We start from the raw sequence: 21730 nt of genomic DNA on the forward strand, positions 1-21730 counted from the left end.
TGTTCATAGATTGACACACCGGTGTGGGGGTGTCCAGGTCCGACGGCCCGGGCGAGGGCTCGTCCCGGGGCGGCTGGGCCCGTCATGCCGCCGCCGGGCTGTCCGACCCCCGACGTACCATGGGCGACATGAGTGAGCCGACCCCGCCGACCGGACCCGACGACCCGTTCGGACCGCAGGGCGGCACCTCGGTGCTCGAGCGTGCCGAGACCACCGAGCAGGTCGAGCCCGGCGACCACGAGCGCTTCGCGCACTACGTGCGCAAGGAGAAGATCATGGAGTCCGCGATGACCGGCAAGCCGGTCATCGCGCTCTGCGGCAAGGTCTGGGTGCCCGGTCGCGACCCGAACAAGTTCCCCGTGTGCCCCATCTGCAAGGAGGTCTACGACGGCCTCCGCGAGCCGCAGGACGGCGACGGCGGGTCGGGCGGGGGAGGCGGCGGGGGCCGCGGCTTCTTCGGCTTCGGCCGCGGCAAGGGCTCCGGCTCCGGCGCGGGCGGCGCGTGAGCGCGGCCCGTCGGTCCGTCGCCCCTGTCTCCACCCCCCAGCACCCCTCGACGGCGGCAGCGCAGCAGCTGCCACCGGCGTTCCCCGCGCGTGCGCCGTGGGGGGCCGCGGGGAGCCTGCGGGCCTGGCAGGCGCAGGCGATCGACCTGTACCGCGAGCGTGCGCCGCGCGACTTCCTCGCCGTCGCGACCCCCGGTGCCGGCAAGACGACGTTCGCGCTGCGGATCGCCACGGAGCTGCTCGCGTCGGGCGCCGTGCGGCGCGTGACGGTGGTCGCACCGACCGAGCACCTGAAGAAGCAGTGGGCGGACGCGGCCGCACGCGTCGGCATCCGCCTGGACCCGCGGTTCTCCAACGCCCAGGGCCGGCACGGTGCCGGCTACGACGGCGTCGCGGTGACGTACGCCCAGGTGGCCAGCAAGCCCGCGCTGCACGCGGCGCGCACGACGGCCGAGCGCACGCTCGTCATCCTCGACGAGGTGCACCACGGCGGTGACGCGCTGTCCTGGGGCGACGCGGTGCGCGAGGCGTTCGAGGGTGCGACGCGCCGGCTCGCGCTGACGGGCACGCCGTTCCGCTCGGACACCGCCGCGATCCCCTTCGTCACGTACGCGCCCGACGCGCAGGGCATCCGCCGCTCGGTCGCCGACTACACGTACGCGTACGGCGACGCGCTGCGCGACCACGTCGTGCGTCCCGTGATCTTCCTGTCGTACTCCGGCTCGATGCGCTGGCGCACCAAGGCCGGCGACGAGATCGCGGCGCGCCTGGGCGAGCCGCTGACCAAGGACATGACGTCGCAGGCGTGGCGCACCGCACTGGACCCCGACGGCGAGTGGATCCCGTCGGTCCTGGCGGCCGCCGACCGCCGGCTGACGGAGGTGCGGCGCACCGTCCCGGACGCCGGGGCCATGGTCATCGCCACGGACCAGACCGACGCCCGCGCCTATGCCGGGCACCTCGCGCGGCTCACGGGGCAGTCGCCGACCGTCGTGCTGTCCGACGACGCCGGCGCGAGCGACCGCATCGAGGAGTTCTCCGCGAGCGACTCCCGCTGGCTCGTGGCCGTCCGCATGGTCTCCGAGGGCGTCGACGTCCCCCGTCTGGCCGTGGGCGTCTACGCGACGAGCACAGCGACCCCGCTGTTCTTCGCCCAGGCGGTCGGACGGTTCGTGCGTGCGCGCAAGCGCGGCGAGACCGCGTCGGTGTTCCTGCCGAGCGTGCCGCAGCTGCTGGAGCTCGCCGCCACCCTCGAGGTCGAGCGGGACCACGCGCTCGACAAGCCGACCAACGGCTCCGAGGACCCCGAGGGGGACCTGCTCGCCCTCGCGGAGCGCGCCGAGAAGGCCTCCGACACGGTCGGTGCGGACGGCGTCGCCGGCTCGTTCCAGGCGCTCGAGGCCCAGGCGTCGTTCGACCGGGTGCTGTTCGACGGTGGCGAGTTCGGCACGGGCGCCGAGGTGGGCTCCGACGAGGAGCTCGACTTCCTCGGCCTGCCCGGTCTGCTGGACGCCGACCAGGTCACGACGCTGCTGCGGCAGCGCCAGGCCGACCAGCAGGGGGCGCGTCGCGCGCGCTCCCAGCCGGAGCCGGAGGTCATGGACCACCGCAAGCAGGCCGAGCTGCGCAAGGAGCTCGCGCAGCTCGTCGGCGCGTGGGCGCGGCGCAGCGGGCAGCCGCACGCGACCGTCCACGCCGAGCTGCGTCGCCGGTGCGGCGGTCCGGAGGTCGCGCTGGCGGCGCCGGACCAGCTCGAGGCCCGCATCGCGATGCTCCGCGGGTGGTTCGTCGGCAAGCGCTGACGGTGCGGCGGGCGCCCGGGCGGTTGTTCCGGGCGCGCGTCCATCTCACGATGTGGACCATGAGAATCCGATGAAACAGCAGGTCAGGCCGCTGGACACGTGACCACATACCAGCGTCGCCCGACGCCGCAAGTCGACCGTTCGACGTGCCGAGCGGCTCTGTGACTGCCACGCTCTACCCGTGACAAAGACGGCCCCGGGTACCCCCGGGGCCGAACTCGGAGCCTGCGGCGACGTGCCGCCGGGCGTTCGCACGAAAGGGTGCTCACATGCCGTCCTGGCTCATCCTCATTCTCGTCGGTGTCGTCCTCGTCGTCCTCGGCGTCGCGACCAACATCGGCCAGTTCCTCATCTGGATCGGCGTCATCGTGCTGGTCGTGAGCCTGATCCTCGGCCTGGTCGGCCGTGGTCGGTCGCGCTCGAGGATCTGACGCAGCATCGCGCGGTCGGCACACGCCGGCCTGACGCGCCGGGCCGGGACGCGACACGCGTCCCGGCCCGTGCCGTGTCCGTGGGGCCTCGCCCCTCGTCCGCGCCCCTCGCCCCGGGCCTGATCCGGCCGGACGGTGTCACCCCAGCCGCAGCTCCACCGTGGGCACGGCCGCCTCGTCCGCCGACAGCCGGCGGGCACCGCGGGGCAGCTCGTCGCGGGACGCGGCGTGCCGCGCGGCCGCCGCTCGCACGCCCTCGGCGGCCGTCAGCCCGGGCAGGACCTCGCCGTCCACCACGAGCGGCAGGTGCAGGGGCCGCAGGGTGGGGTCGGGGTCGCCGCGTCGCTCGTCCGTCCAGGCGGCCACCCGCTCGTCGTCACCGACGACCAGGACCTCCTCGACCGCGCGGCCGTCCCGGTCCAGGCGCCGGGCCGCGGACTTGCGGCCACCGAGGCTGGTCTTGGACCGCGACGCCTTGGCGACCGGCTCCATGGCGCCGGACGCGCCCTCGCGGGCCACGAGCTTGTAGACCATCCCGCACGTCGGTGCGCCCGAGCCGGTCACCAGGGACGTGCCGACGCCGTACGAGTCGACGGGTGCGACGGCCAGCGCGGCGATCGCGTACTCGTCGAGGTCGCTCGTCACCACGATCCGGGTGTCGTGGGCGCCGGCCGCGTCCAGCTGGGCGCGGACCTCCTGCGCCAGCACGGCCAGGTCGCCGGAGTCGAGCCGCACGGCACCCAGCCCCGTGCCTGCCGCCGCCAGGGCACGCTCCACGCCGCGGCGCACGTCGTACGTGTCGACCAGCAGGGTGGTGCCGGGTCCCGACGAGCGGACCTGCGAGGCGAACGCGGCCTCCTCGTCGTCGTGCAGCAGCGTGAAGGCGTGCGCGGCGGTGCCGATGGTCCGCAGCCCGTACCGGCGCCCCGCCTCGAGGTTGGACGTGCCGGCGAACCCCGCGACCGCAGCGGCCCGGGCGGCCGCGACCGCGGCGTCCTCGTGCGCGCGCCGCGCGCCCATCTCCAGGCACGGGCGGCCCACCGCCGCGCTGGTCATGCGGGACGCCGCCGAGGCCACCGCCGAGTCGTAGTTGAGGACGGACAGCACCAGCGTCTCGAGCAGCACGGCCTCGGCGAACGTGCCCTCGACGACCAGCACGGGCGACTGCGGGAAGAACATCTCGCCCTCCGCGTAGCCCACGGCCGAGCCGCGGAAGCGGTACCCCGCCAGGAACTCCAGGGTGGCGTCGTCGACGATGCGCTCGTCGGCCAGCCAGTCCAGCTCGGGGGTGCCGAACCGGAAGGCCGCGAGCTGCTCGAGCACCCGGCCCGTGCCCGCCAGCACGCCGTACCGGCGCCCGGCCGGCAGCCGCCGCGTGAAGACCTCGAAGACGCAGCGCCGGTGCGCCGTGCCGTCGGCGAGGGCCGCCTGCAGCATGGTCAGCTCGTAGCGGTCGGTGAGCAGGGCGGTGCTGCCCGAGCCGACGGCGGCGACGGCCGGGGTGGTCGCGGTCGGTGCCGGTGCGTGCGTGTCCGTCATGCCGTCAACGTAGACGTCCGTGACGACGGGGTCATCCGCCGCGCCCGGCCGTCCCACCTACAGTGGGCGTCGTGCCCGCGCTGACCGCTCCCGACACCCGCCCGGACGTGGCCGGGTCGACGTCCACGGCCGACGCCTGGGTGACGATCGTGTGGAACGACCCGGTGAACCTCATGACGTACGTGACGTACGTCTTCCGCACCTACTTCGGGTACCCGACCGAGAAGGCCGAGCACCTCATGCGGCAGGTCCACGAGGAGGGGCGCGCGGTGGTGTCGACCGGCAACCGCGAGGCCATGGAGATCGACGTGCAGGCCATGCACTCCTACGGCCTGTGGGCCACGATGCAGCGCGGGGGGCAGTGATGCGCGCGTTCCGCCGTCAGAAGGGCCACTACGTCGCGCAGCTCGACCCGGGTGAGCGCGACGTCGTCGCCTCGGTCGTCGCCGACGTCGCCGAGCTGCTGGGCGCCGGCCGCCTCGAGGACGGCAACCCGCCCGCGACGGGGGAGCCCGTCCCCGGCGCGCCCGGCGGGTGGTCGGTGCGCACCGGACCCGTGCCGCCGCCGCAGGACCCCGCGGTGCGCCGGCTGCTCCCCGACGCGTCGCGGGACGACCCCGAGGTCGCCGACGAGTTCCGCAGGCTCACCGAGGACGACCTGCGCGGACGCAAGGTCGCGCGGCTGCGGGCCCTGTGGACCGCGCTGGTGCGCGGCGAGCCGGGGTGGCCGGAGCACGCGCTCGTGGTGTCGCCCGACCAGGCGGACGACGTCGCGGCGACGCTGACCGACCTGCGCCTGGTGCTCGGCGAACGGCTCGGCATCCGCACGGACGCGGACTCGGAGGCCCTGTACGACGGTCTGGGCGACGGGGACGAGGACGACGTCCGTGCCTACCTGGCCTCGGTGTACGGCGCGCTGTCGTGGCTGCAGGAGTCGCTGCTGGCTGTGATGCTCGCCGCACCGGAGCGTCCCGGCACCGGGCGCCGCCGGTCCGACGGCTAGTCTCGGTCGCGTGAGCGACGCCCCCATCGGCATCTTCGACTCCGGCGTCGGGGGCCTGACCGTGGCGCGGTCCATCCTCGACCAGCTGCCGCACGAGTCCACGCTGTACATCGGTGACACCCTCAACGGCCCGTACGGTCCCAAGCCGCTCGCCGCGGTGCGCGCCCACGCGCTGGAGATCATGGACGACCTGGTCGACGCGGGCGTCAAGATGCTGGTCATCGCCTGCAACTCCGCGTCCGCGGCCGTGCTGCGCGACGCCCGCGAGCGGTACACGCTGCGCCGCGGGCTGCCGGTCGTCGAGGTGGTGCTGCCGGCCGCGCGGCGCGCGGTCGCGGCGACGCGCAACGGGCGGATCGGCGTCATCGGCACGCGGGCCACGATCGACTCGCGCGCCTACGACGACGCCTTCGCCGTCGCCGGGGTGGAGCTGACGTCGCGTGCGTGCCCCCGGTTCGTCGAGCTCGTGGAGGCGGGGGTGACGTCCGGACCCGACGCCCTGGCCACCGCCCACGAGTACCTCGACCCGGTCCGCGCGGCCGGTGTGGACACCCTCGTGCTGGGCTGCACCCACTACCCGCTGCTCACGGGCGTCATCTCCTACGTCATGGGCGAGGAGGTCACGCTCGTGTCGAGCGCGGAGGAGACGGCCAAGGACGTCTACCGCACGCTGGTCGCGCACGACCTGGAGCGCGACCCGGCGTCGGGCCCGGCGACGCACCGGTTCCTCGCGACGGGGGACCCGGCGTCGTTCGCGTCGCTGGCCCGCCGGTTCCTCGGTCCCGAGGTCGAGGCGGTCGAGCCCCGGGGTGCGCTGCGATGAGGCTCGTCGTGCTGGGGTGCGCCGGGTCGTTCCCGGGGCCGGACTCGGCGGCGTCGGCGTACCTCGTCCAGGCGGACGACGCGGACGGGCGCACCTGGTCCGTGCTGCTCGACCTGGGCAACGGCGCGCTGGGCGCGCTGCAGCGCTGGGGCGACCCGGCCGCGCTCGACCTCGTGGCGCTCTCGCACCTGCACGCCGACCACGTGGCCGACCTCGCCGTGCTCGGCGTGTACCGGCGCTACCGGCCCAGCGGGCCGCTGCCCCGGCTCGTGGTGCAGGGGCCCGCGGGCACGCGGGAGCGGCTCCTGCAGATGTCCGGGCACGACCCCGCGACCGACACGGCGGAGCAGTTCGACGTGCGCACCTGGGTGCCGGGCCAGCCCGTCGTCGTCGGGCCGATGACCCTCGAGGCCGTGCCGGTGGAGCACCCCGTGGCGGCCGTCGGCGTGCGCGTCACCGGCCCGTCGGAGGGCGACCCGGCCCGTCGCGTCGTCCTGGCGTACAGCGGGGACACGGACGCGTGCCCGGGCCTGGACGACCTGGCGACGGGGGCCGACCTGCTGCTGGCCGAGGCGGCGTTCGTCGAGGGCCGCGACGACCACGTCCGCGGCGTGCACCTCACCGGCCGTCGCGCCGGCCAGGCCGCCGCGCGCGGGGGCTCGCGGGCGCTGGTGCTCACGCACGTGCCGGCCTGGAACGACCCGCAGGTCGCCGTGGCCGAGGCCCGCGCCGTCTACGACGGCCCCGTCCTGCTGGCCGCGCCGGGGGCGACCTACCCCCTGTGACCCCGGCCGCGCCCGGGGGCCCGGGCGCACCGCCGGCGGGTGCCGGTTCGGAGTCGGGCACCGTGCGCACGTAGGGTCGTGGGCATGGTGAGCGGTGGCGGGACGACGACGGGTGCGGTGGCGGACGGTACGGCGGGGGTGCTGCGGGCGGACGGGCGGCGGCCCGACGAGCTGCGGCCGGTGACGATCACCCGGCGGTTCCTCGACGCGGGCGAGGGGTCCGTGCTGGTGGAGTTCGGCGGCACCAAGGTGCTGTGCGTCGCGTCGTTCACCGAGGGCGTGCCGCGCTGGCGCAAGGGCTCGGGCGAGGGCTGGGTGACCGCCGAGTACGCGATGCTGCCGCGGGCCACCGGCAGCCGGTCCGACCGGGAGTCGGTGCGCGGCAAGGTGGGCGGGCGCACGCACGAGATCTCGCGGCTGATCGGCCGGTCGCTGCGCGCCGTGGTCGACGTCGCCGCCCTCGGCGAGAACACGATCGTGCTGGACTGCGACGTCCTGCAGGCCGACGGCGGCACGCGGACCGCCGCCATCACGGGCGCGTACGTCGCCCTCGCCGACGCCGTCGCGTGGGCGACGTCCGAGCGGCTCGTGAAGCCCGGCCGCACGGTGCTCAAGGACTCCGTCGCGGCGGTCAGCGTCGGCATCGTCGACGGCGTACCGGTCCTGGACCTGCCGTACGTCGAGGACGTGCGGGCCGAGACGGACATGAACGTCGTCACGACCGGCTCCGGGGCCTTCGTCGAGGTGCAGGGCACCGCGGAGCACGCGCCGTTCGACCGTGCCGAGCTCGACGCGCTGCTGGACCTCGCCGTGGCCGGCACCGCACGGCTGACCGCCCTGCAGGCCGCGGCCCTCGCCGCGCCCGCGGGTGACGGGAGCGCGACCCGCGCGGTCGCGCCGTGACGCCGGTCGACGGCGTCGTCGTCCCGGCCGGCACCCGGCTGGTGCTCGCGACGCACAACGCGCACAAGGTCGGCGAGCTGCGCGCGATCCTGGCGCCGGCGCTGCCCGACCTGGACCCGGCCGCGGTGCTGGGCGCGCGTGACGTCCACGCGCCCGAGCCGGTCGAGGACGGGCTGACGTTCCAGGAGAACGCCCTGATCAAGGCCCGTGCGCTGGCGGCCGCCACCGGGGTGGCCGCGGTGGCGGACGACTCCGGACTGAGCGTCGACGTGCTCGGCGGTGCGCCGGGGATCTTCTCCGCGCGCTGGGCCGGTCGGCACGGCGACGACGCGGCCAACCTCGCGCTGCTGCTCGCCCAGCTCGCCGACATCGCGCCCGCCCACCGCGGCGCGCGCTTCGTCTGCGCGGCGGCGCTGGTGACGCCCGACGGCACCGAGCACGTCGAGGTCGGCACGCTCGAGGGCACGCTCGCGACGGCGCCGCGCGGCACGCACGGATTCGGGTACGACCCGGTCCTCGTCCCGCACGGCGACACCCGCACCTGCGCGGAGCTCACGCCGCAGGAGAAGAACGCGATCAGCCACCGCGGGCAGGCCTTCCGCGCCCTCGTGCCGCACCTGGTGGCGGCGCTGCGCACATGACCGCGCCGGCGGCACCGCGGCCCGGCGACGTCCAGCTCGTCGCCGAGGCCGTGACGTTCGGCTACCCCGGACGGCCCGTCCTCGACCGCCTCGACCTCACGGTCGCGCCGGGCGACCGCATCGGGCTGGTGGGGGAGAACGGCGCGGGCAAGTCCACGCTGCTCGGCGTCCTCGCCGGCCGCCTGCACCCGCAGGGCGGCACGGTCCGCCGGCACGGCACGCTGGCGGTCGTCGAGCAGGACCTCGCCGTGGCCGAGGGGGACACGATCGGCACGCTCGTCCGGGCCACGGGCGCGTCGACGCGCGCCGCGGCGGCCGACCTGCAGACCGTGATCGACGCCTTCGACCACGAGGGCGGGGACGTGGCCGCGCTGTCCGCGGCGATCGCGCGGTACGAGCACCTCGCGGCCTGGGACGTCGACCGGCGCGTCGACGAGGGCCTGTCGCGGCTGCACGCACCCCGGGACCACGCCCGCCCGCTGGCCGAGCTCAGCGTGGGCGAGCGGTACCGCGTGCGCCTGGCCTGCCGGCTGGCCGAGCGCGCCGACCTGCTGCTGCTCGACGAGCCCACGAACCACCTCGACGCCGGCGGCGTCGAGCACCTCACGGCGCAGCTGCGGGCGTGGACGGGCGGCCTCGTCATCGTCACGCACGACCGCCGCCTGCTCGACGACGTCATGACCGCGATCCTCGACATGGACCCGTCGATGGACGGGCGGCCCGTGCTCTACGGCGCCGCCCGCTACGCGGACTACCGGTTCGCGCGCGACCAGATGCTGCGCCGGTGGCGGGCCCGCTACCGCGCCGAGCGCAAGCGCGCCCGCGTCCTGGCGCAGCGCCTCGACGCGTCGTACGAGGGGCTGTCCGACGAGTGGCGCCCGCCCAAGGGGTCGCACGCCCACCGCCGCGCCACCCGGGCACGGCAGCACGTGAAGGCGGCGGACCGCCTCGTCCAGCGTCTCGAGGCGCAGGCCGTCGAGGTGCCGGTGCCGCCCCCCGCCCTGCAGTTCCCGGACCTGCCCTCCGTCCCCGCGGACTACGCGGGTGGTCCGCTCGTGGACCTGCGGGGCGCCCGCGTCGCGGGGCGGCTCGACCTGCCGGGCCGCCGGGTGGACGTCATGCCGGCGAGCCGGCTGCTGGTCACGGGCCCGAACGGCGCCGGCAAGTCGACCCTGCTGGCGGCGCTCGTGGGGTCGCTCGCGCTGGACCGGGGCACGCGGACCGTGGCGCCGGGTGTCCGGCTGGGCGTCCTGGCGCAGGAGGGACCGGGGGAGCGCGCGGCCGCACCGGGCGGCACCTCGCCCACCGCGTTCGACGCCTACGCGCGCCACGCCCTGGACCTGCTGGAGGCCGGCGCGCTCGACCCGGACGCCCTGGTGCCCGTCGCGGCGCTCGGCCTGCTCACCGAGGAGGACCTCGAGCGTCCCCTGCGGGAGCTGTCCGTCGGTCAGCGCCGCCGGTTCGACCTGGCGTGCGCGCTGCTGGCGGCGCCGCACGTGCTGGTGCTCGACGAGCCGACCAACCACCTGTCCGTCGGGCTCGTCGACGACCTCACGGTCGCGCTGCGGGCCACGTCGGCCGCCGTGGTCGTCGCGACCCACGACCGGCAGCTGCGCGCAGACCTGGCCGACTGGCCGCAGCTCGAGCTCGGCGCCTGACGCGGCCCGGGGCGCCGGCGCGGGTCAGGGCAGCCGGCCCGCCCACGCCATCGCCTGGCGCAGCAGCAGACCCTGCCCGCCGTTCATCTCGATCTGCACCGCCTCGGCGCACGCCTCCTCCGGCGTCAGCCAGGCCAGGTCCAGCGCGTCCTGCTGCGGGCGGCAGTCCCCGGCCACGGGGACCACGTACGCCAGCGACACCGCGTGCTGGCGGGGGTCGTGGTACGGCGTCACCCCGGGGGTGGGGAAGTACTCGGCGACCGTGAACGGCTGCGGCGACGCCGGCACCTGCGGCAGGGCGACGGGGCCCAGGTCCTTCTCGATGTGCCGCAGCAGGGCGTCGCGCACCCGCTCGTGGTACATCACGCGCCCCGACACCAGCGCGCGGGACATCACGCCCTCGTTGGTCACGCGCAGCAGCAGCCCGACGGCGACGACGTCGCCCGACTCGTCGACGCGCACCGGCACCGCGTCGACGTAGAGGATGGGCAGCTGCCGGCGCGCGGCGCCGATCTGCTCGGCGGACAACCAGCCGGCGGGGCGCTCGGGGCCAGGGGGGAACTCGGCGGACGCGGTCACCGTGCAGTTCTACCCCGTCCCCGGCGTGCGGGCCGCATCGCCTCGCGGGGTGCGGGCCGGGGTGACGGAATAGGGCCGGACGGGTGGGTGCTGTACGGGGGGAACCCCAGCAGGACGGAGACACACCCATGAGCACCATCACGCTGACTGCCGACACCATCGGCGGCACGGTCAAGGACAACGAGATCGTCCTGATCGACTTCTGGGCGGCATGGTGCGGCCCGTGCCGCATGTTCGCGCCCGTCTTCGAGGCGTCCAGCGAGGCGCACCCGGACGTCGTGCACGCGAAGGTCGACACCGAGGCCGAGCAGCAGCTGGCCGTGGAGCTCCAGATCACGTCCATCCCGACGCTCATGGCGTTCCGGGACGGGATCCTCGTCTTCAGGCAGGCCGGCGCGCTCCCGGCGCCGGCGCTCGAGCAGGTCCTCGCGGGCGTCAAGGAGCTCGACATGGACGAGGTGCGCGCCAAGATCGCCGAGCGGTCCGCGGTCGCCTGAGACCCCGTCGCGAGCGGCGGGACGAACCGTTTCGGGGCGTCCCGCCGTTCGCGGTTGCGGGACCTGGACGCGGTGTTAGCGTGATGTGAGATCGCTCTCACCACAGCGTGACCAACGGGGGTCGCGCGGGGACCGGTCGCGGTGCGGCGCAACGGAGCGGCGCACCGGTCGCAGGGGCGACCGCCGCGTGCGCGAGTGCGCGACGGGGTCGCCTTGGGGGCTTCACACCATGCAACCAACAGCACGGACCCCACGGGGGTCCTCATCCCAGCATGCCCTGGACACGGTCACGGTGCCGTGGTGGCGACGCGGTCTCGCCATGACGGCGGCGCTCGCACTGGCCGGCGCCGCGGCCCTCGTCGTCGTCCCGCGGGACGCCGCCGTCGCCGCCGAGGGGATCGTCGACGTGGGCGCGGGCGGGTACGCCGCCGCACCGGTCGGGCCCACGCCCGAGGGGTGCGACTCGGTCGAGGCGGACCCGCGCTCCGCCCTGACCGACGACGCACCGTCCGGTGCGCTGCCCACCAACGACTGGTGGTCGTCGCTGCTGTACAAGCGGCTCGACTGCCGGCTGAGCGAGCCGCTGCACGCCCACCCGGTGTCGTACCAGCCGACGCCCGGGGGCCTCGGGCTGTCGACGCCGCGGGAGGCGACGCTGTCCGGGACGCCCGGCGGCATCGGTGAGTTCCACTTCCAGTTCGTGCAGGACGTCGTGGTCGGCGTCGCCGGGCTCGAGGCCCCGACGGTGCAGGTCGCGGGCTGGACGGACTGGACGGTCACGCCCTCCTGGTCGGACGGCACACGCAGCCTGCGCGCGACGATCGGGCACGGGCTGCCCACCTCCTGGTACCACGTCGAGGGCGGCGACGCCGTGCTGTCGTCCACCCACGACGTCCGTGTGTGGGCGCAGGACGGCGCGACGCTCGGCTTCACGGCCAACGGTCACGACTACGCGGTGCACGCCCCGACCGGCGCGACGTGGGACGTCGCCGGCACCACGCTCCGCTCGTCGCTGGGCGGCAAGGGGTACCTGGCGGTGACCGCGCTGGCCACGACCGCCGACGCGACCGACGCCGATCGTGCCGCCGCGCTCGCCGCGGTGGACGCGTCCGCCCTGGCCGAGGTCACCGGCACCACGGCCTCGTACACCTACGACGCCGCCGCCGGCGTGGTCCGGACCACCTACCGGCTGGAGACCACACCGCTGGAGGCCGGCGCGACGGGCGCGCTCGTGGCGCTGTACCCCCACCAGCAGCGGTACGTCACGGCCGTCGACGGTGACGAGCTCGACGCCACCTACCCCAGCCCGCGCGGGGCCATGACGGCCTACGCGGGCACCGCCTCCTTCACCACCGCCACGCCGTTCACGGGCGTCCTGCCCGAGGTGCCGGCCGTCGCCACGTCGACCGGCGCGGCCCGCGCGACGCTGGACGGGCTGCTGGCCGAGGTGGCCGCCGACCCGCTGCCGATCCTGCGGGCCGACACCTACTGGACCGGCAAGGCCCTGGGGCGTGCGACGCGCATCGTCGAGATCGCCGACCAGCTGGGCGAGACGCAGCTGCGGGACGAGACCCTCGCGCGCGTCCGCGCGACGCTCACCGACTGGTTCACGGCCACGCCCGGCAAGACCGGGCAGGTCTTCGCCTACGACGAGCGGTGGGGCACCCTCATCGGGTACCCCGCGTCGTACGGCTCGGACACCGAGCTGAACGACCACCACTTCCACTACGGGTACTTCGTCGCCGCGGCCGCGACCCTGGCCCGGTTCGACCCGCAGTGGGCGTCGGACGGGCAGTACGGCGGCATGGTGGACCTGCTGATCCGTGACGCCAACGGGTACGACCGGTCCGAGACCCGGTTCCCGTACCTGCGCGACTTCGACGTGTACGCCGGCCACGACTGGGCGTCGGGCCACGGGGCGTTCGTCGCGGGCAACAACCAGGAGTCGAGCTCCGAGGGCATGAACTTCGCCGGAGCCCTCGTGCAGTGGGGCGAGGCCACCGGGGACACGGCCGTGCGGGACGCGGGCGCGTACCTGTACGCCACGCAGGCCGCGGCGATCCAGGAGTACTGGTTCGACCGGGCGGAGGCGATCCCGGACGGGTTCGGCCACTCGACCCTCGGCATGGTCTGGGGCGACGGCGGCACGTACTCCACGTGGTTCTCCGGCGAGGCCGAGATGATCCAGGGGATCAACACGCTGCCCATCACCGGCTCGCACCTGTACCTCGGCACACGACCGGACGACGTCCGGTCCAACTACGCCGAGCTGGTGAAGGCCAACGGTGGCCCGCCCACGGTCTGGCAGGACATCCTGTGGAGCTATCTGGCGCTGGGCGACCCCGACGAGGCGCTGCGCCTGCTGCAGGCGAACCCCGGCTACCCCGTGGAGGAGGGGGAGTCGCGGGCGCACACGTTCCACTGGATCGCCAACCTCGCGGCGCTGGGGACGCTCGACACCACGGTGCACGGGGACACCCCGCTGTCCGCGGTGTTCGTGAAGGACGGTGCCCGCACCTACGTCGCCGCCAACGTGACGTCGGCACCGCGGACGGTGACGTTCAGCGACGGGACACGGGTGTCCGTGCCCGCCGGGAAGACGGTGGCGACGGGGGCGCGGACGTGGTCGGGCGGGGGTGCCGTGGGCGGTCCGACGGCCGGTCCGACGACCGGTCCGACGGCGAGCCCGACGCCGACGCGGACCCCGCGTCCGACGGTGAGCCCGACGCCGACGCGGACCCCGCGTCCGACGGTGAGCCCGACGCCGACGCGGACCCCGCGTCCGACCGAGAGCCCGACGCCGACGCGGACCCCGCGTCCGACCGCGAGCCCGACGCCCACCCCGGGCACCGGCCTGACGTTCGCGCTCGGCCGGGACGGTGCGCTCGTCGGGACCCCGGGTCCGGCGGGCTCGCTCCAGGTGCCCGCCGCACGCGGGATCGACACCGTGGCCGAGCCGCCGGGGGCCCTCGTGCTGCAGGCCACCGGCCTGACCGCCCGGGCCACGGGCGGGACGACGACGTTCGACCTGATGGTCGACGCCGGCGCCCACGTGGGCAACGGCACCCGCCTGTCGGTGCAGTACGACCTGACGGGAGACGGGACCTGGGACCGGGTCGAGGTCTACCGGTACCTCGCGACCGACCCGCTGCCCGGCGGTGAGCGCTACACCCAGGCCGTCGGCCTGGACCGCGCGACCGGCGTGCTGGGCGACCTGCGCGGCGGCACCGTCCGGGTGGCGCTGTGGAACGCCATCGGGAGCGGGCCGTCGACCGTGGCGACCGAGGGCTCCGTGATCGGGCTGCCGTTCCGCTGACGCCGGCGGCGGGGCCGGGGCGCACACCCCGGCCCCGCCGTGGTGCGGGAGGCGGGAGTCGAACCCGCACGCCCTTGCGGGCACCAGGACCTAAACCTGGCGTGGCTGCCGTTTCACCACTCCCGCGTGCGCCCAGAGTCTGACACGTGCCGACCCCGGGCACCTCGGTGGTCAGTCGATGCCGAGGTCCCGCCGCAGCTTGGCGACGTGGCCCTTGGCGCGCACGTTGTACTGCGCGAGCGCGACCTTGCCCTCGGGGTCCACCACCACGGTCGACCGGATGACGCCGGTCGACGTGCGTCCGTAGCTGGTCTTCTCGCCCCACGCGCCCCAGGCCTCGAGCGCGCGGTGCTCGGGGTCCGCCAGCAGGGGGTACGTCAGCGCCTCGTCCTGCGCGAACCGCGCCAGCTTCTCGGGCGAGTCGGGCGAGACGCCGAGGACGGCGTACCCGGCGGCGGTGAGCGAGGCCAGCGAGTCGCGGAAGTCGCAGGCCTGCGTCGTGCAGCCCGGGGTGCCGGCCGCGGGGTAGAAGTAGACGACGACCGAGCGGCCCCGCAGGTCCTGCAGCGACACCTCCTCGCCGGTGCTGCTGGGGAGGGTCAGGTCGGGGGCGGTGTCGCCGACGGCGAGGCGGGGCACGGTCACTCCTGCGGGTCGTGGGGGCGGGACGACGGACGCCAGCCTAGATCGCGGCGGGGTAGCGTCGGCGACGTGAGTGCACCGAACGAGACGCCCCGCGAGGGCGCCGGCCGTGACCTGCCCCTGCGCATGCTCAACGACCGGCTGCTGGTCGAGCTCGACTCCGACGCCGCCGAGCGTCGCACGGGCGCCGGGATCCTCATCCCGCCGACGGCCGCCATGGGCAAGCGCCTGGCGTGGGCCAGCGTGGTGGCGGCCGGTGAGCACGTGCGTCAGGTCAAGGTCGGCGACCGTGTGCTGTTCGACCCGGAGGACCGCGCCGAGGTGGAGGTGTCCGGCAGCACGTACCTGCTGCTGCGGGAGAAGGACGTGCACGGCGTGGCGGAGCCGCGGGCGACCGGTGAGGGCACCGGCCTGTACCTGTGACCGGCGTGTCGTGCGCACCCGCCGTCGTGTCTTCGTGACGGCCGGGTTCGCGTCGTAGGGTCCGGGTGAAGGTCGGGGGACCGCGACTGTCGCGCGTGCGACGAGGAGGACCATGGACGAGCGCATCCCGGCGGACGACCCGGGCCGGACCCACGAGGTCGGTGCCGGCACGGAGGGGTCCGTGCCCGCACCTGACGAGAACGTCGTGCACCCTGGGCTCGACGCGGCGCAGCACGCCCAGGAGCTGCTGGCCGAGCACGTGCCGCTGACGCTGCTCGTCGACCTGCTCGCACCGACGGGCCAGACGTCCGAGGAGCTGCTCGTGGCCGAGGGGCTGCCCGAGGACGAGTGGTGGAGCGCGGACGGCGGCGCGCCCTCCGGCGCGTGAGGGTGGTCACAGCAGGCCCGCAGGGGCCTTCCGGTTCGACCACCGCCCCCGGATCCTGCTAATCTCATCCAGCCGCGCGCCTCTAGCTCAACTGGCAGAGCAGCTGACTCTTAATCAGCGGGTTCTGGGTTCGAGTCCCAGGGGGCGTACCAGCCACGCAGCCCCGTCAGGTCCGCCTGACGGGGCTGCGTCGTTCCCGGACCAGGGCGGACACCCGACCCCGGCGCAGCTCGCACCCCCGGCGACGCGTCCCGGCGGGCACGTCGCGTCCCGGCGCGTCACCATGTCCTCACCTGTCGAGGACGGAGCGGTGATGGCCGACGAGCGGAGCGGGACCCCGGAGCAGGACGGCACGGGCGAGGCCGGACGGGCCGCAGGCCCCGGTCCGCAGGGCGGCGGGGGCGCGGACCGCCCTGCCGGCTCCTACCCTGCCGGCTCCTACCCTGCCGGCTCCGACGACGAGTTCGACGTGGTCGTCCTCGGGGCCGGGGCGGTGGGGGAGAACGTCGCGGACCGCGCGTCGCGCACGGGGCTGCGCGTCGCCGTCGTGGAACCCGCGCTGGTCGGCGGGGAGTGCTCCTACTGGGCCTGCATGCCCTCCAAGGCACTGCTGCGGCCCGGCGACGCGCTCGCAGCGGCCCGCGCGGTGCCCGGCGCGGACACCGCGGTGAGCGGCGTCCTCGACGTCGCGGCCGTGCTGGCCCGCCGCGACGAGGTCGCCGCCCACTGGGACGACGCCGGGCAGGTCGCGTGGGTCGAGGGCGCCGGACTGACGCTGGTGCGGGGGCACGCGCGGTTCACGGGTCCGCGCACGCTCACGGTCGAGAGGGCAGACGGGACCACCCGCCCCCTGCGCGCCCGCCACGCGGCGGTCGTGGCCACCGGGTCGACGGCCGTCGTGCCCGACGTGTTCGCGGGCGTGCGGGCGTGGACCAGCCGTGAGGCCACGTCCGCGCACCGGGTGCCCCCGCGGCTCGCCGTCGTCGGCGGGGGCGTCGTGGCCACCGAGATGGCCACCGCCTTCGCGGACCTCGGCAGCGAGGTCACCGTCCTGGTCCGCGGCCGGCGGCTGCTGCCGGCGGCCGAGCCGTTCGCTGGCGCCGCCGTGGCGCGCAGCCTCCAGGACCGCGGCGTCCGCGTCGCGTTCGGCGCGTCGGTGACGGCCGCGTCCCGCGACGAGGAGGGGGTGCACCTGACCGTGGACGGGAGCGCCGACGGCGCGGCGGGTGCCACCGACGTCCTCACGGTCGACGAGGTGCTGGTCGCCACGGGTCGCCGGCCGGCCACCGACGACCTGGGGCTCGAGGTGCTCGGTCTGCGACCTGGAGACCCGCTGGCCGTGGACGACCGGCTGCAGGTGACGGCGGTCGAGGGCGGCTGGCTGTTCGCGGCGGGCGACGTCACGGGCCGTACGGCGACCACGCACCAGGGCAAGTACGACGCCCGGGTCGTGGGGGACGTCGTGGCCGCCCGGTTCGACCCGCGGGGTGCGGACGAGGTCGCGGGCGACCCGGCGGGGCTGTCCCGGGCCGCCGAGGCCGCCGCCGTGCCGTGGAGCCGGTACCGCGCGACCGCCGACGTGGCGGCGGTGCCGCAGGTCGTCTTCACCCGGCCCCAGGTGGCGTGGGTCGGGCGGACCGAGGCGCGGGCGCGCGAGGACGGGCTGGACGTCGAGGTCCTGTCCTACGAGCTGGGCGACCTCGCCGGTGCCACCGTCACGGCGGCCGACTACGCGGGTCGGGCGCAGCTCGTCGTGGACCGCGCGCACGACGTGGTGGTGGGGGCGACGTTCGTCGGCCCGGACGTCGCCGACATGCTGCACGCGGCGACCGTGGCGGTCGTCGGGGAGGTGCCGCTCGCGCGGCTGTGGCACGCGGTGCCCTCGTACCCGACCCTCAGCGAGGTGTGGCTGCGGCTGCTGGAGGCGGCGGGTCGCTGACCCGCCGCCTCCGGCGGTCCGTCAGTCGTCCGAGGCGGCCAGCGAGCCGTCGGAGGAGGTCACGAGCCCCACCGCCGCATCGCCCTGGCGCACCGCCTGACCGATGAGCGCGAAGTCGTAGGACTTGAACTCGCCGACCGACAGGTCGTACGTCTCCTCGAGGCCCACCTGGCAGAACGGGCGCTCGGGGCACTCCGGCGGACCGGCGAGCACCACGTCGCCGCACGTGGCGGCGAGGTCGGACAGCGTCTGCAGGTCGTGCTCCTGGGCGAACTCCCCGGTGACGGCGAACGCGTTCTGGTCCTGCGCGGCCGACGCCTCGCCGACGACGATCCCGCTCTCCTCCGCCAGGGGCGTCAGGGCGGTCACGGTCTCGTCCACGTCGCTGGAGGCCACGGTCGGTGCGTCCGCGCCGTTGACCTGCGCGTTGAGGAACGTCGCCAGCGTGGCGGCGTACTCCGGGACCGCGGCGAGCTCACCGGACTGCAGTGCGGGCAGGTACGTCTCGCGGGCACCGATGGTCTGGGCCCGGGCGTCGAAGCCGGCGCTGCGCAGCACCTCGGCGTAGATCTCGGCCAGCGTGATGCTCTCGGAGAAGTTCGCCGCGCCGACCGTCAGCGTCGTCCCCGTGCCGGCGCTCGTGTCGTCCGCCGCCAGGCCCTCCTCGGCGACGAACTCCGTGGCGACCTCGCTGGAGGTGCGCCGGTCGACGTCGACGGCCTTGTTGAGACCGATGAGCCGGTCGGTGTCGAGCGCGGCCGAGACGGTGTCGAGGAGCTCGACGACCTCCGGGTGGTCGGCGGCGACCTGGGCGTTGACCGCCGGGATGATGTTGTCGGCGTTCTGCAGGCCCTTGTCGTCCTCGAGCACGACCAGGCTCTCGCCCGCGACGGGCGCGCAGGCGGGCAGGTCGGAGCCGGCGGCGGACGTCTCGGCCTGACCGCCGCCGGAGCCGGGTGCGCCGCAGGCGCTGAGCGTCAGGGTCAGCGCGGCGAGGACGCCGAGGGTGCGGGAGCGCGGGCTGGTGCGCATCGGAGGTCTCCTGTCGAGGGGGTGGGCACCGGGGTGCGGCGGTCGGGGGAGCGGCCGACCTCGGGCGGTCGGCCGGCGGGATCAGGGGGCTGGGCGGGTCCCGGGCACCGCGCCCGCTGCGGCGGGTACGCGGTGGCGGCGCGGGCGGACGTCGGCACGCTCGTCCGCGGTCGCGGCGCGGCCCCGCCCGCGCAGGCCGCGCGGGGTGACCGCGCGCTCGACCAGGGCCAGCAGGCCCTCGACGACCAGGCACAGCGCCGCCACGAGGATGCCGCCGGCCAGTGCCTTGCCGTACCGCTGGGTGGCGAAGCCGCTCACCACGATCGTCCCCAGGCTCGTGCCACCCACGAGGGCGGCCAGCGGCACCGTCGCGAGCACCTGCACGGTGCCCGTACGGATGCCGGCGGCGAGCAGCGGCAGGGCGAGCGGCACCTCGACGGTCCACAGCGCGCGGACGCCCGACATGCCCAGGCCCCGCGCCGCGTCCCGCACGTCGGGGTCGACGCCGCCGACGCCGGTGACGGCGTTCGCCAGGATCGGGGGGACGGCGAAGACCGCGCACGCGATGGCAGTCGCCGGGCCGCCGAACCACCCCGCGGCGGCGAGCAGGGTCAGCAGCGCGAGCGTGGGCAGCGCACGTGTCGTGTTGGCGACCACGACGCCGACGGTCGCGCCCCGGCCCCGGTGGCCGAGCCACAGCCCCACGGGCAGGGCCACCACCAGGGCGATCGCCACGGCGACCCCGGAGATGGCCAGGTGCGTGCCCGCGAGGGCGAGCACCCCCTGGCGGCCGGTCCAGTTGAGCGGGTCGTTGAGCCACCGCAGCGCCTCGGTCAGGACGTCCATGCGGCCTCCTGCGAGCCGACGGCGTCGCGTGCGACGGGGCGGGTGCGCGAGCCGCGCCGCCACGGCGTCAGCACACGGCCCAGCAGCGCCAGGGCGAGGTCGGCGACGAGGGCCAGCACCAGGCACAGCACCGTGGCCGTCATGATCTCGGCGTGGTAGCCGCTGCGGAAGCCGCGGAACATCAGCTGGCCGAGCCCGCCGTAGCCGACCACGACGCCGACGGTGACCAGCGCGACCGTGCTGACGGTCGCGAGCCGCAGGCCCGTCACGACGGCCGGCACGGCCTGCGGCAGCTCGACCGTCAGGAGCAGCCGCACCCGCCCGTAGCCCATGCCGCGGGCGGCGTCCCGGACGGCCGGGTCGACGCCCTGCAGCCCGACCAGCACGTTGCGGACCAGCACGAGCAGCGCGTACACGACCAGCCCGATGAGCACGGTGGTGCGCCCGATGCCCGTGGCCGGCGCGAGCAGGGCGAACAGCGCGAGCGACGGGACCGTGTAGAGCACGCCGGTGGTCGCCAGCACGGGTCCGGCCAGGCGGGGGCGCAGGTGGGCGAGCGCGGCGAGCGGCAGCGCCACGACCAGGGCGATGAGCACGGCCTCGGCGGTCAGCGACGCGTGCTGCTGGGTGTAGCGCAGCACGTCGCTCCCGTTGCGCTCGAGGTACTCCCACGAGAACCACGGGTTGGTGGCGGTCGCCAGCACCTGCGCGGTCGGCATGGGCCCGAACCTACTGACGACCTCCGACACCCGCGAGCGGGCGGTCCGGCGGCTCGCGGGTGTCGGTGCGTGCCGCTAGCGTCGCTGCCCGTGACCACGTCCGCGCGTACCGGGCCGACCCGCGGGCCGGCCGTGCCCGCCGCGTCGCCGGACGCCGCCATCCGGTTCGACGCCGTCCGCAAGGAGTACGCGGGGTCCGTCGCCGTCGACGACCTCACCCTCGAGGTGCGCGAGGGTGAGCTGCTCGTGCTCGTCGGGCCGTCGGGCTGCGGGAAGTCCACGACGCTGCGGATGGCGAACCGCCTGGTGGAGCCCACCTCCGGACGCATCGTGCTGGGCGGGGAGGACGTCACCGACGTGGACCCCGTCGCGCTGCGCCGCCGCATCGGGTACGTCATCCAGAACGTCGGGCTCTTCCCGCACCGCACGGTGGCGCAGAACGTCGCGACCGTGCCGAGGCTCCTCGGGTGGGACCGGCGGCGCGCGCGCGAGCGGGTCGACGAGCTGCTGACCCTCGTGGGGCTCGACCCGCAGCGGTACGCGCGGCGCTGGCCGCACGAGCTGTCCGGCGGTGAGCGGCAGCGCGTCGGCGTCGCCCGCGCCCTGGCCACCGACCCGCCCGTGCTGCTGATGGACGAGCCGTTCGGTGCGGTCGACCCCGTCGGCCGGGCGCGGCTGCAGCAGGAGTTCGCCCGGCTCCAGCGGGAGCTGGGGACCACCGTGATGATGGTCACGCACGACATCGACGAGGCGGTCCGCATGGCGGACCGCGTCGTCGTCCTCAGCCGCGGTGCGCGCGTCGAGCAGCTCGCGCCCCCGCTCGACGTCGTCGCCCGGCCGGCGTCCCCGGCCGTCGCGGACCTGGTGGGCCGCGGCCGGACCGCGCGCCTGCTGGCTCTCGGCCGGCTCGAGGCCACCGACCTGGACGAGGAGGGCGCGCCGGAGGGCACGGGGCAGGGAGCTGCGGGGCCGCGGGTGCGGCCCACGGTGCGGCTGGGCGCCGAGCTCGGGGACGTCGTCGCCGCCCTGACCGACGTCGCCGACGCCGCGGACGGCGGCCGGCTGGACGTGCTCGACGCCGACGGCCGCGCGGTGGGCACCACCTCGCCGGGCAGCGTCGTGCGGGCGCTGCACCGGCTGACCGCACGGGAGGACGCCGAGGCCTGAGCCGGTGCGGGGCCGTGCGCCGACGCGCCCGTCGCGACGTCCCCGGACGGTCACACGCCCGGCGCGTGCGCGTCACACGGCGTGGGTACAG

General features: G+C 75.7%; 22 protein-coding genes and 2 tRNA genes. 17 read left to right on the plus strand and 7 right to left on the minus strand.

Annotated features, from left to right (window positions below; translation table 11 throughout):
- Positions 1-128: 128 nt before the first annotated feature.
- The 3 genes from BMZ16_RS13780 to BMZ16_RS19340 all read left to right on the plus strand — a co-directional run bounded on the left by BMZ16_RS13780 (position 129) and on the right by BMZ16_RS19340 (position 2739).
- On the plus strand, positions 129-506 hold the full coding sequence (locus BMZ16_RS13780) for a DUF3039 domain-containing protein (RefSeq protein WP_089802100.1): 378 nt from the start codon (positions 129-131) through the stop codon (positions 504-506).
- Complete coding sequence (locus BMZ16_RS13785) at positions 503-2308, plus strand: DEAD/DEAH box helicase (protein WP_089801461.1); 1806 nt, start codon at positions 503-505, stop codon at positions 2306-2308. Before BMZ16_RS13780 ends, BMZ16_RS13785 begins: the two co-directional genes overlap by 4 nt.
- 269 nt (positions 2309-2577) lie before the next feature.
- Positions 2578-2739, plus strand: coding sequence for a hypothetical protein (locus BMZ16_RS19340; RefSeq protein ID WP_177199710.1), 162 nt, complete (start codon positions 2578-2580; stop codon positions 2737-2739).
- Positions 2740-2877: 138 nt separating this feature from the next.
- On the opposite strand, the gene BMZ16_RS13790 is transcribed toward BMZ16_RS19340, so the two are convergent.
- On the minus strand, positions 2878-4278 hold the full coding sequence (locus BMZ16_RS13790; RefSeq protein ID WP_089802103.1) for a nicotinate phosphoribosyltransferase: 1401 nt from the start codon (positions 4276-4278) through the stop codon (positions 2878-2880).
- Between the two features lie 71 nt (positions 4279-4349).
- On the opposite strand from BMZ16_RS13790, the gene clpS reads away from it, so the two are divergent.
- From clpS to BMZ16_RS13825, 7 genes are all read left to right on the plus strand, one after another.
- Positions 4350-4643 carry an ATP-dependent Clp protease adapter ClpS gene (gene clpS, locus BMZ16_RS13795; RefSeq protein WP_089802105.1) on the plus strand — a complete coding sequence of 98 codons (294 nt, stop codon included), beginning with the start codon at positions 4350-4352 and terminating at the stop codon, positions 4641-4643.
- Positions 4643-5281: a DUF2017 domain-containing protein gene (locus tag BMZ16_RS13800; protein ID WP_089802107.1), complete on the plus strand. Its 639-nt coding sequence runs from the start codon at positions 4643-4645 to the stop codon at positions 5279-5281. Before clpS ends, BMZ16_RS13800 begins: the two co-directional genes overlap by 1 nt.
- A gap of 10 nt (positions 5282-5291) precedes the next feature.
- Complete coding sequence (murI, locus tag BMZ16_RS13805; RefSeq protein ID WP_089801463.1) at positions 5292-6104, plus strand: glutamate racemase; 813 nt, start codon at positions 5292-5294, stop codon at positions 6102-6104.
- Positions 6101-6889 (plus strand): MBL fold metallo-hydrolase, encoded by a 789-nt coding sequence (locus tag BMZ16_RS13810; RefSeq protein ID WP_089801465.1) that lies wholly within the window; start codon positions 6101-6103, stop codon positions 6887-6889. The genes murI and BMZ16_RS13810 overlap by 4 nt, the downstream gene beginning before the upstream one ends.
- A gap of 84 nt (positions 6890-6973) precedes the next feature.
- Entirely contained in the window at positions 6974-7792 is an 819-nt protein-coding gene (rph, locus tag BMZ16_RS13815; RefSeq protein ID WP_089801467.1) for a ribonuclease PH, read from the plus strand.
- Positions 7789-8433, plus strand: a complete 645-nt coding sequence (rdgB, locus tag BMZ16_RS13820; protein ID WP_089801469.1) for an RdgB/HAM1 family non-canonical purine NTP pyrophosphatase — start codon at positions 7789-7791, stop codon at positions 8431-8433. The genes rph and rdgB overlap by 4 nt, the downstream gene beginning before the upstream one ends.
- Positions 8430-10091 carry an ABC-F family ATP-binding cassette domain-containing protein gene (locus BMZ16_RS13825; RefSeq protein ID WP_089801470.1) on the plus strand — a complete coding sequence of 554 codons (1662 nt, stop codon included), beginning with the start codon at positions 8430-8432 and terminating at the stop codon, positions 10089-10091. The genes rdgB and BMZ16_RS13825 overlap by 4 nt, the downstream gene beginning before the upstream one ends.
- Positions 10092-10115: 24 nt before the next feature.
- Here the strand turns inward: BMZ16_RS13825 and BMZ16_RS13830 are convergent, their stop codons facing one another.
- Positions 10116-10670, minus strand: a complete 555-nt coding sequence (locus BMZ16_RS13830; RefSeq protein WP_089801472.1) for an NUDIX hydrolase family protein — start codon at positions 10668-10670, stop codon at positions 10116-10118.
- Between the two features lie 128 nt (positions 10671-10798).
- On the opposite strand from BMZ16_RS13830, the gene trxA reads away from it, so the two are divergent.
- Together trxA and BMZ16_RS13840 are read left to right on the plus strand one after the other, a co-directional pair.
- Complete coding sequence (gene trxA, locus BMZ16_RS13835; protein WP_089801474.1) at positions 10799-11167, plus strand: thioredoxin; 369 nt, start codon at positions 10799-10801, stop codon at positions 11165-11167.
- Between the two features lie 319 nt (positions 11168-11486).
- A complete protein-coding gene (locus tag BMZ16_RS13840; RefSeq protein WP_255366667.1) occupies positions 11487-14483 on the plus strand; it encodes a glycosyl hydrolase in 2997 nt (998 codons plus the stop codon).
- A 40-nt stretch (positions 14484-14523) separates the two neighbouring features.
- Here the strand turns inward: BMZ16_RS13840 and BMZ16_RS13845 are convergent.
- Positions 14524-14609: transfer RNA gene (locus BMZ16_RS13845), tRNA-Leu, on the minus strand.
- A gap of 45 nt (positions 14610-14654) precedes the next feature.
- Entirely contained in the window at positions 14655-15122 is a 468-nt protein-coding gene (gene bcp, locus BMZ16_RS13850) for a thioredoxin-dependent thiol peroxidase (protein WP_089802110.1), read from the minus strand.
- 129 nt (positions 15123-15251) lie between these two features.
- Here bcp and BMZ16_RS13855 point away from each other — a divergent pair, with 129 nt between their 5' ends.
- The 4 genes from BMZ16_RS13855 (at position 15252) to BMZ16_RS13870 (ending at position 17875) form a co-directional block, all read left to right on the plus strand.
- On the plus strand, positions 15252-15548 hold the full coding sequence (locus tag BMZ16_RS13855) for a GroES family chaperonin (RefSeq protein ID WP_089802112.1): 297 nt from the start codon (positions 15252-15254) through the stop codon (positions 15546-15548).
- Positions 15549-15660: 112 nt separating this feature from the next.
- The gene (locus BMZ16_RS13860) at positions 15661-15936 is read left to right on the plus strand and encodes a hypothetical protein (RefSeq protein ID WP_089801478.1); all 276 of its coding nucleotides are present in this window, start codon (positions 15661-15663) and stop codon (positions 15934-15936) included.
- Positions 15937-16012: 76 nt separating this feature from the next.
- Positions 16013-16088, plus strand: a tRNA-Lys gene (locus BMZ16_RS13865).
- Positions 16089-16249: 161 nt separating this feature from the next.
- Positions 16250-17875 carry a dihydrolipoyl dehydrogenase family protein gene (locus BMZ16_RS13870; protein WP_177199711.1) on the plus strand — a complete coding sequence of 542 codons (1626 nt, stop codon included), beginning with the start codon at positions 16250-16252 and terminating at the stop codon, positions 17873-17875.
- Positions 17876-17896: 21 nt separating this feature from the next.
- Here the strand turns inward: BMZ16_RS13870 and BMZ16_RS13875 are convergent, their stop codons facing one another.
- The 3 genes from BMZ16_RS13875 to BMZ16_RS13885 form a co-directional block, all read right to left on the minus strand.
- A complete protein-coding gene (locus tag BMZ16_RS13875) occupies positions 17897-18907 on the minus strand; it encodes a glycine betaine ABC transporter substrate-binding protein (RefSeq protein ID WP_089801483.1) in 1011 nt (336 codons plus the stop codon).
- An 81-nt stretch (positions 18908-18988) separates the two neighbouring features.
- Complete coding sequence (locus BMZ16_RS13880; RefSeq protein ID WP_089801485.1) at positions 18989-19753, minus strand: ABC transporter permease; 765 nt, start codon at positions 19751-19753, stop codon at positions 18989-18991.
- Positions 19741-20472, minus strand: coding sequence for an ABC transporter permease subunit (locus tag BMZ16_RS13885; RefSeq protein WP_089801488.1), 732 nt, complete (start codon positions 20470-20472; stop codon positions 19741-19743). The genes BMZ16_RS13880 and BMZ16_RS13885 overlap by 13 nt, the downstream gene beginning before the upstream one ends.
- 132 nt (positions 20473-20604) lie before the next feature.
- On the opposite strand from BMZ16_RS13885, the gene BMZ16_RS13890 reads away from it, so the two are divergent.
- Positions 20605-21639, plus strand: a complete 1035-nt coding sequence (locus BMZ16_RS13890; RefSeq protein ID WP_089801490.1) for an ABC transporter ATP-binding protein — start codon at positions 20605-20607, stop codon at positions 21637-21639.
- Positions 21640-21730 lie beyond the last annotated feature (91 nt).

Source organism: Cellulomonas sp. KH9, assembly GCF_900114185.1.
Taxonomy (GTDB): domain Bacteria; phylum Actinomycetota; class Actinomycetes; order Actinomycetales; family Cellulomonadaceae; genus Cellulomonas.

Excerpts from the sequence above, each read along its gene's own strand:
- BMZ16_RS13780 (WP_089802100.1), top strand. The coding sequence starts at position 129 with ATGAGTGAGCCGACCCCGCCGACCGGACCCGACGACCCGTTCGGACCG.
- BMZ16_RS19340 (WP_177199710.1), top strand. The coding sequence starts at position 2,578 with ATGCCGTCCTGGCTCATCCTCATTCTCGTCGGTGTCGTCCTCGTCGTC.
- BMZ16_RS13790 (WP_089802103.1), bottom strand. The coding sequence starts at position 4,278 with ATGACGGACACGCACGCACCGGCACCGACCGCGACCACCCCGGCCGTC.
- BMZ16_RS13800 (WP_089802107.1), top strand. The coding sequence starts at position 4,643 with ATGCGCGCGTTCCGCCGTCAGAAGGGCCACTACGTCGCGCAGCTCGAC.
- BMZ16_RS13810 (WP_089801465.1), top strand. The coding sequence starts at position 6,101 with ATGAGGCTCGTCGTGCTGGGGTGCGCCGGGTCGTTCCCGGGGCCGGAC.
- rph (WP_089801467.1), top strand. The coding sequence starts at position 6,974 with ATGGTGAGCGGTGGCGGGACGACGACGGGTGCGGTGGCGGACGGTACG.
- BMZ16_RS13825 (WP_089801470.1), top strand. The coding sequence starts at position 8,430 with ATGACCGCGCCGGCGGCACCGCGGCCCGGCGACGTCCAGCTCGTCGCC.
- trxA (WP_089801474.1), top strand. The coding sequence starts at position 10,799 with ATGAGCACCATCACGCTGACTGCCGACACCATCGGCGGCACGGTCAAG.
- BMZ16_RS13840 (WP_255366667.1), top strand. The coding sequence starts at position 11,487 with ATGACGGCGGCGCTCGCACTGGCCGGCGCCGCGGCCCTCGTCGTCGTC.
- BMZ16_RS13855 (WP_089802112.1), top strand. The coding sequence starts at position 15,252 with ATGCTCAACGACCGGCTGCTGGTCGAGCTCGACTCCGACGCCGCCGAG.
- BMZ16_RS13860 (WP_089801478.1), top strand. The coding sequence starts at position 15,661 with ATGGACGAGCGCATCCCGGCGGACGACCCGGGCCGGACCCACGAGGTC.
- BMZ16_RS13870 (WP_177199711.1), top strand. The coding sequence starts at position 16,250 with ATGGCCGACGAGCGGAGCGGGACCCCGGAGCAGGACGGCACGGGCGAG.
- BMZ16_RS13875 (WP_089801483.1), bottom strand. The coding sequence starts at position 18,907 with ATGCGCACCAGCCCGCGCTCCCGCACCCTCGGCGTCCTCGCCGCGCTG.
- BMZ16_RS13880 (WP_089801485.1), bottom strand. The coding sequence starts at position 19,753 with ATGGACGTCCTGACCGAGGCGCTGCGGTGGCTCAACGACCCGCTCAAC.
- BMZ16_RS13885 (WP_089801488.1), bottom strand. The coding sequence starts at position 20,472 with ATGCCGACCGCGCAGGTGCTGGCGACCGCCACCAACCCGTGGTTCTCG.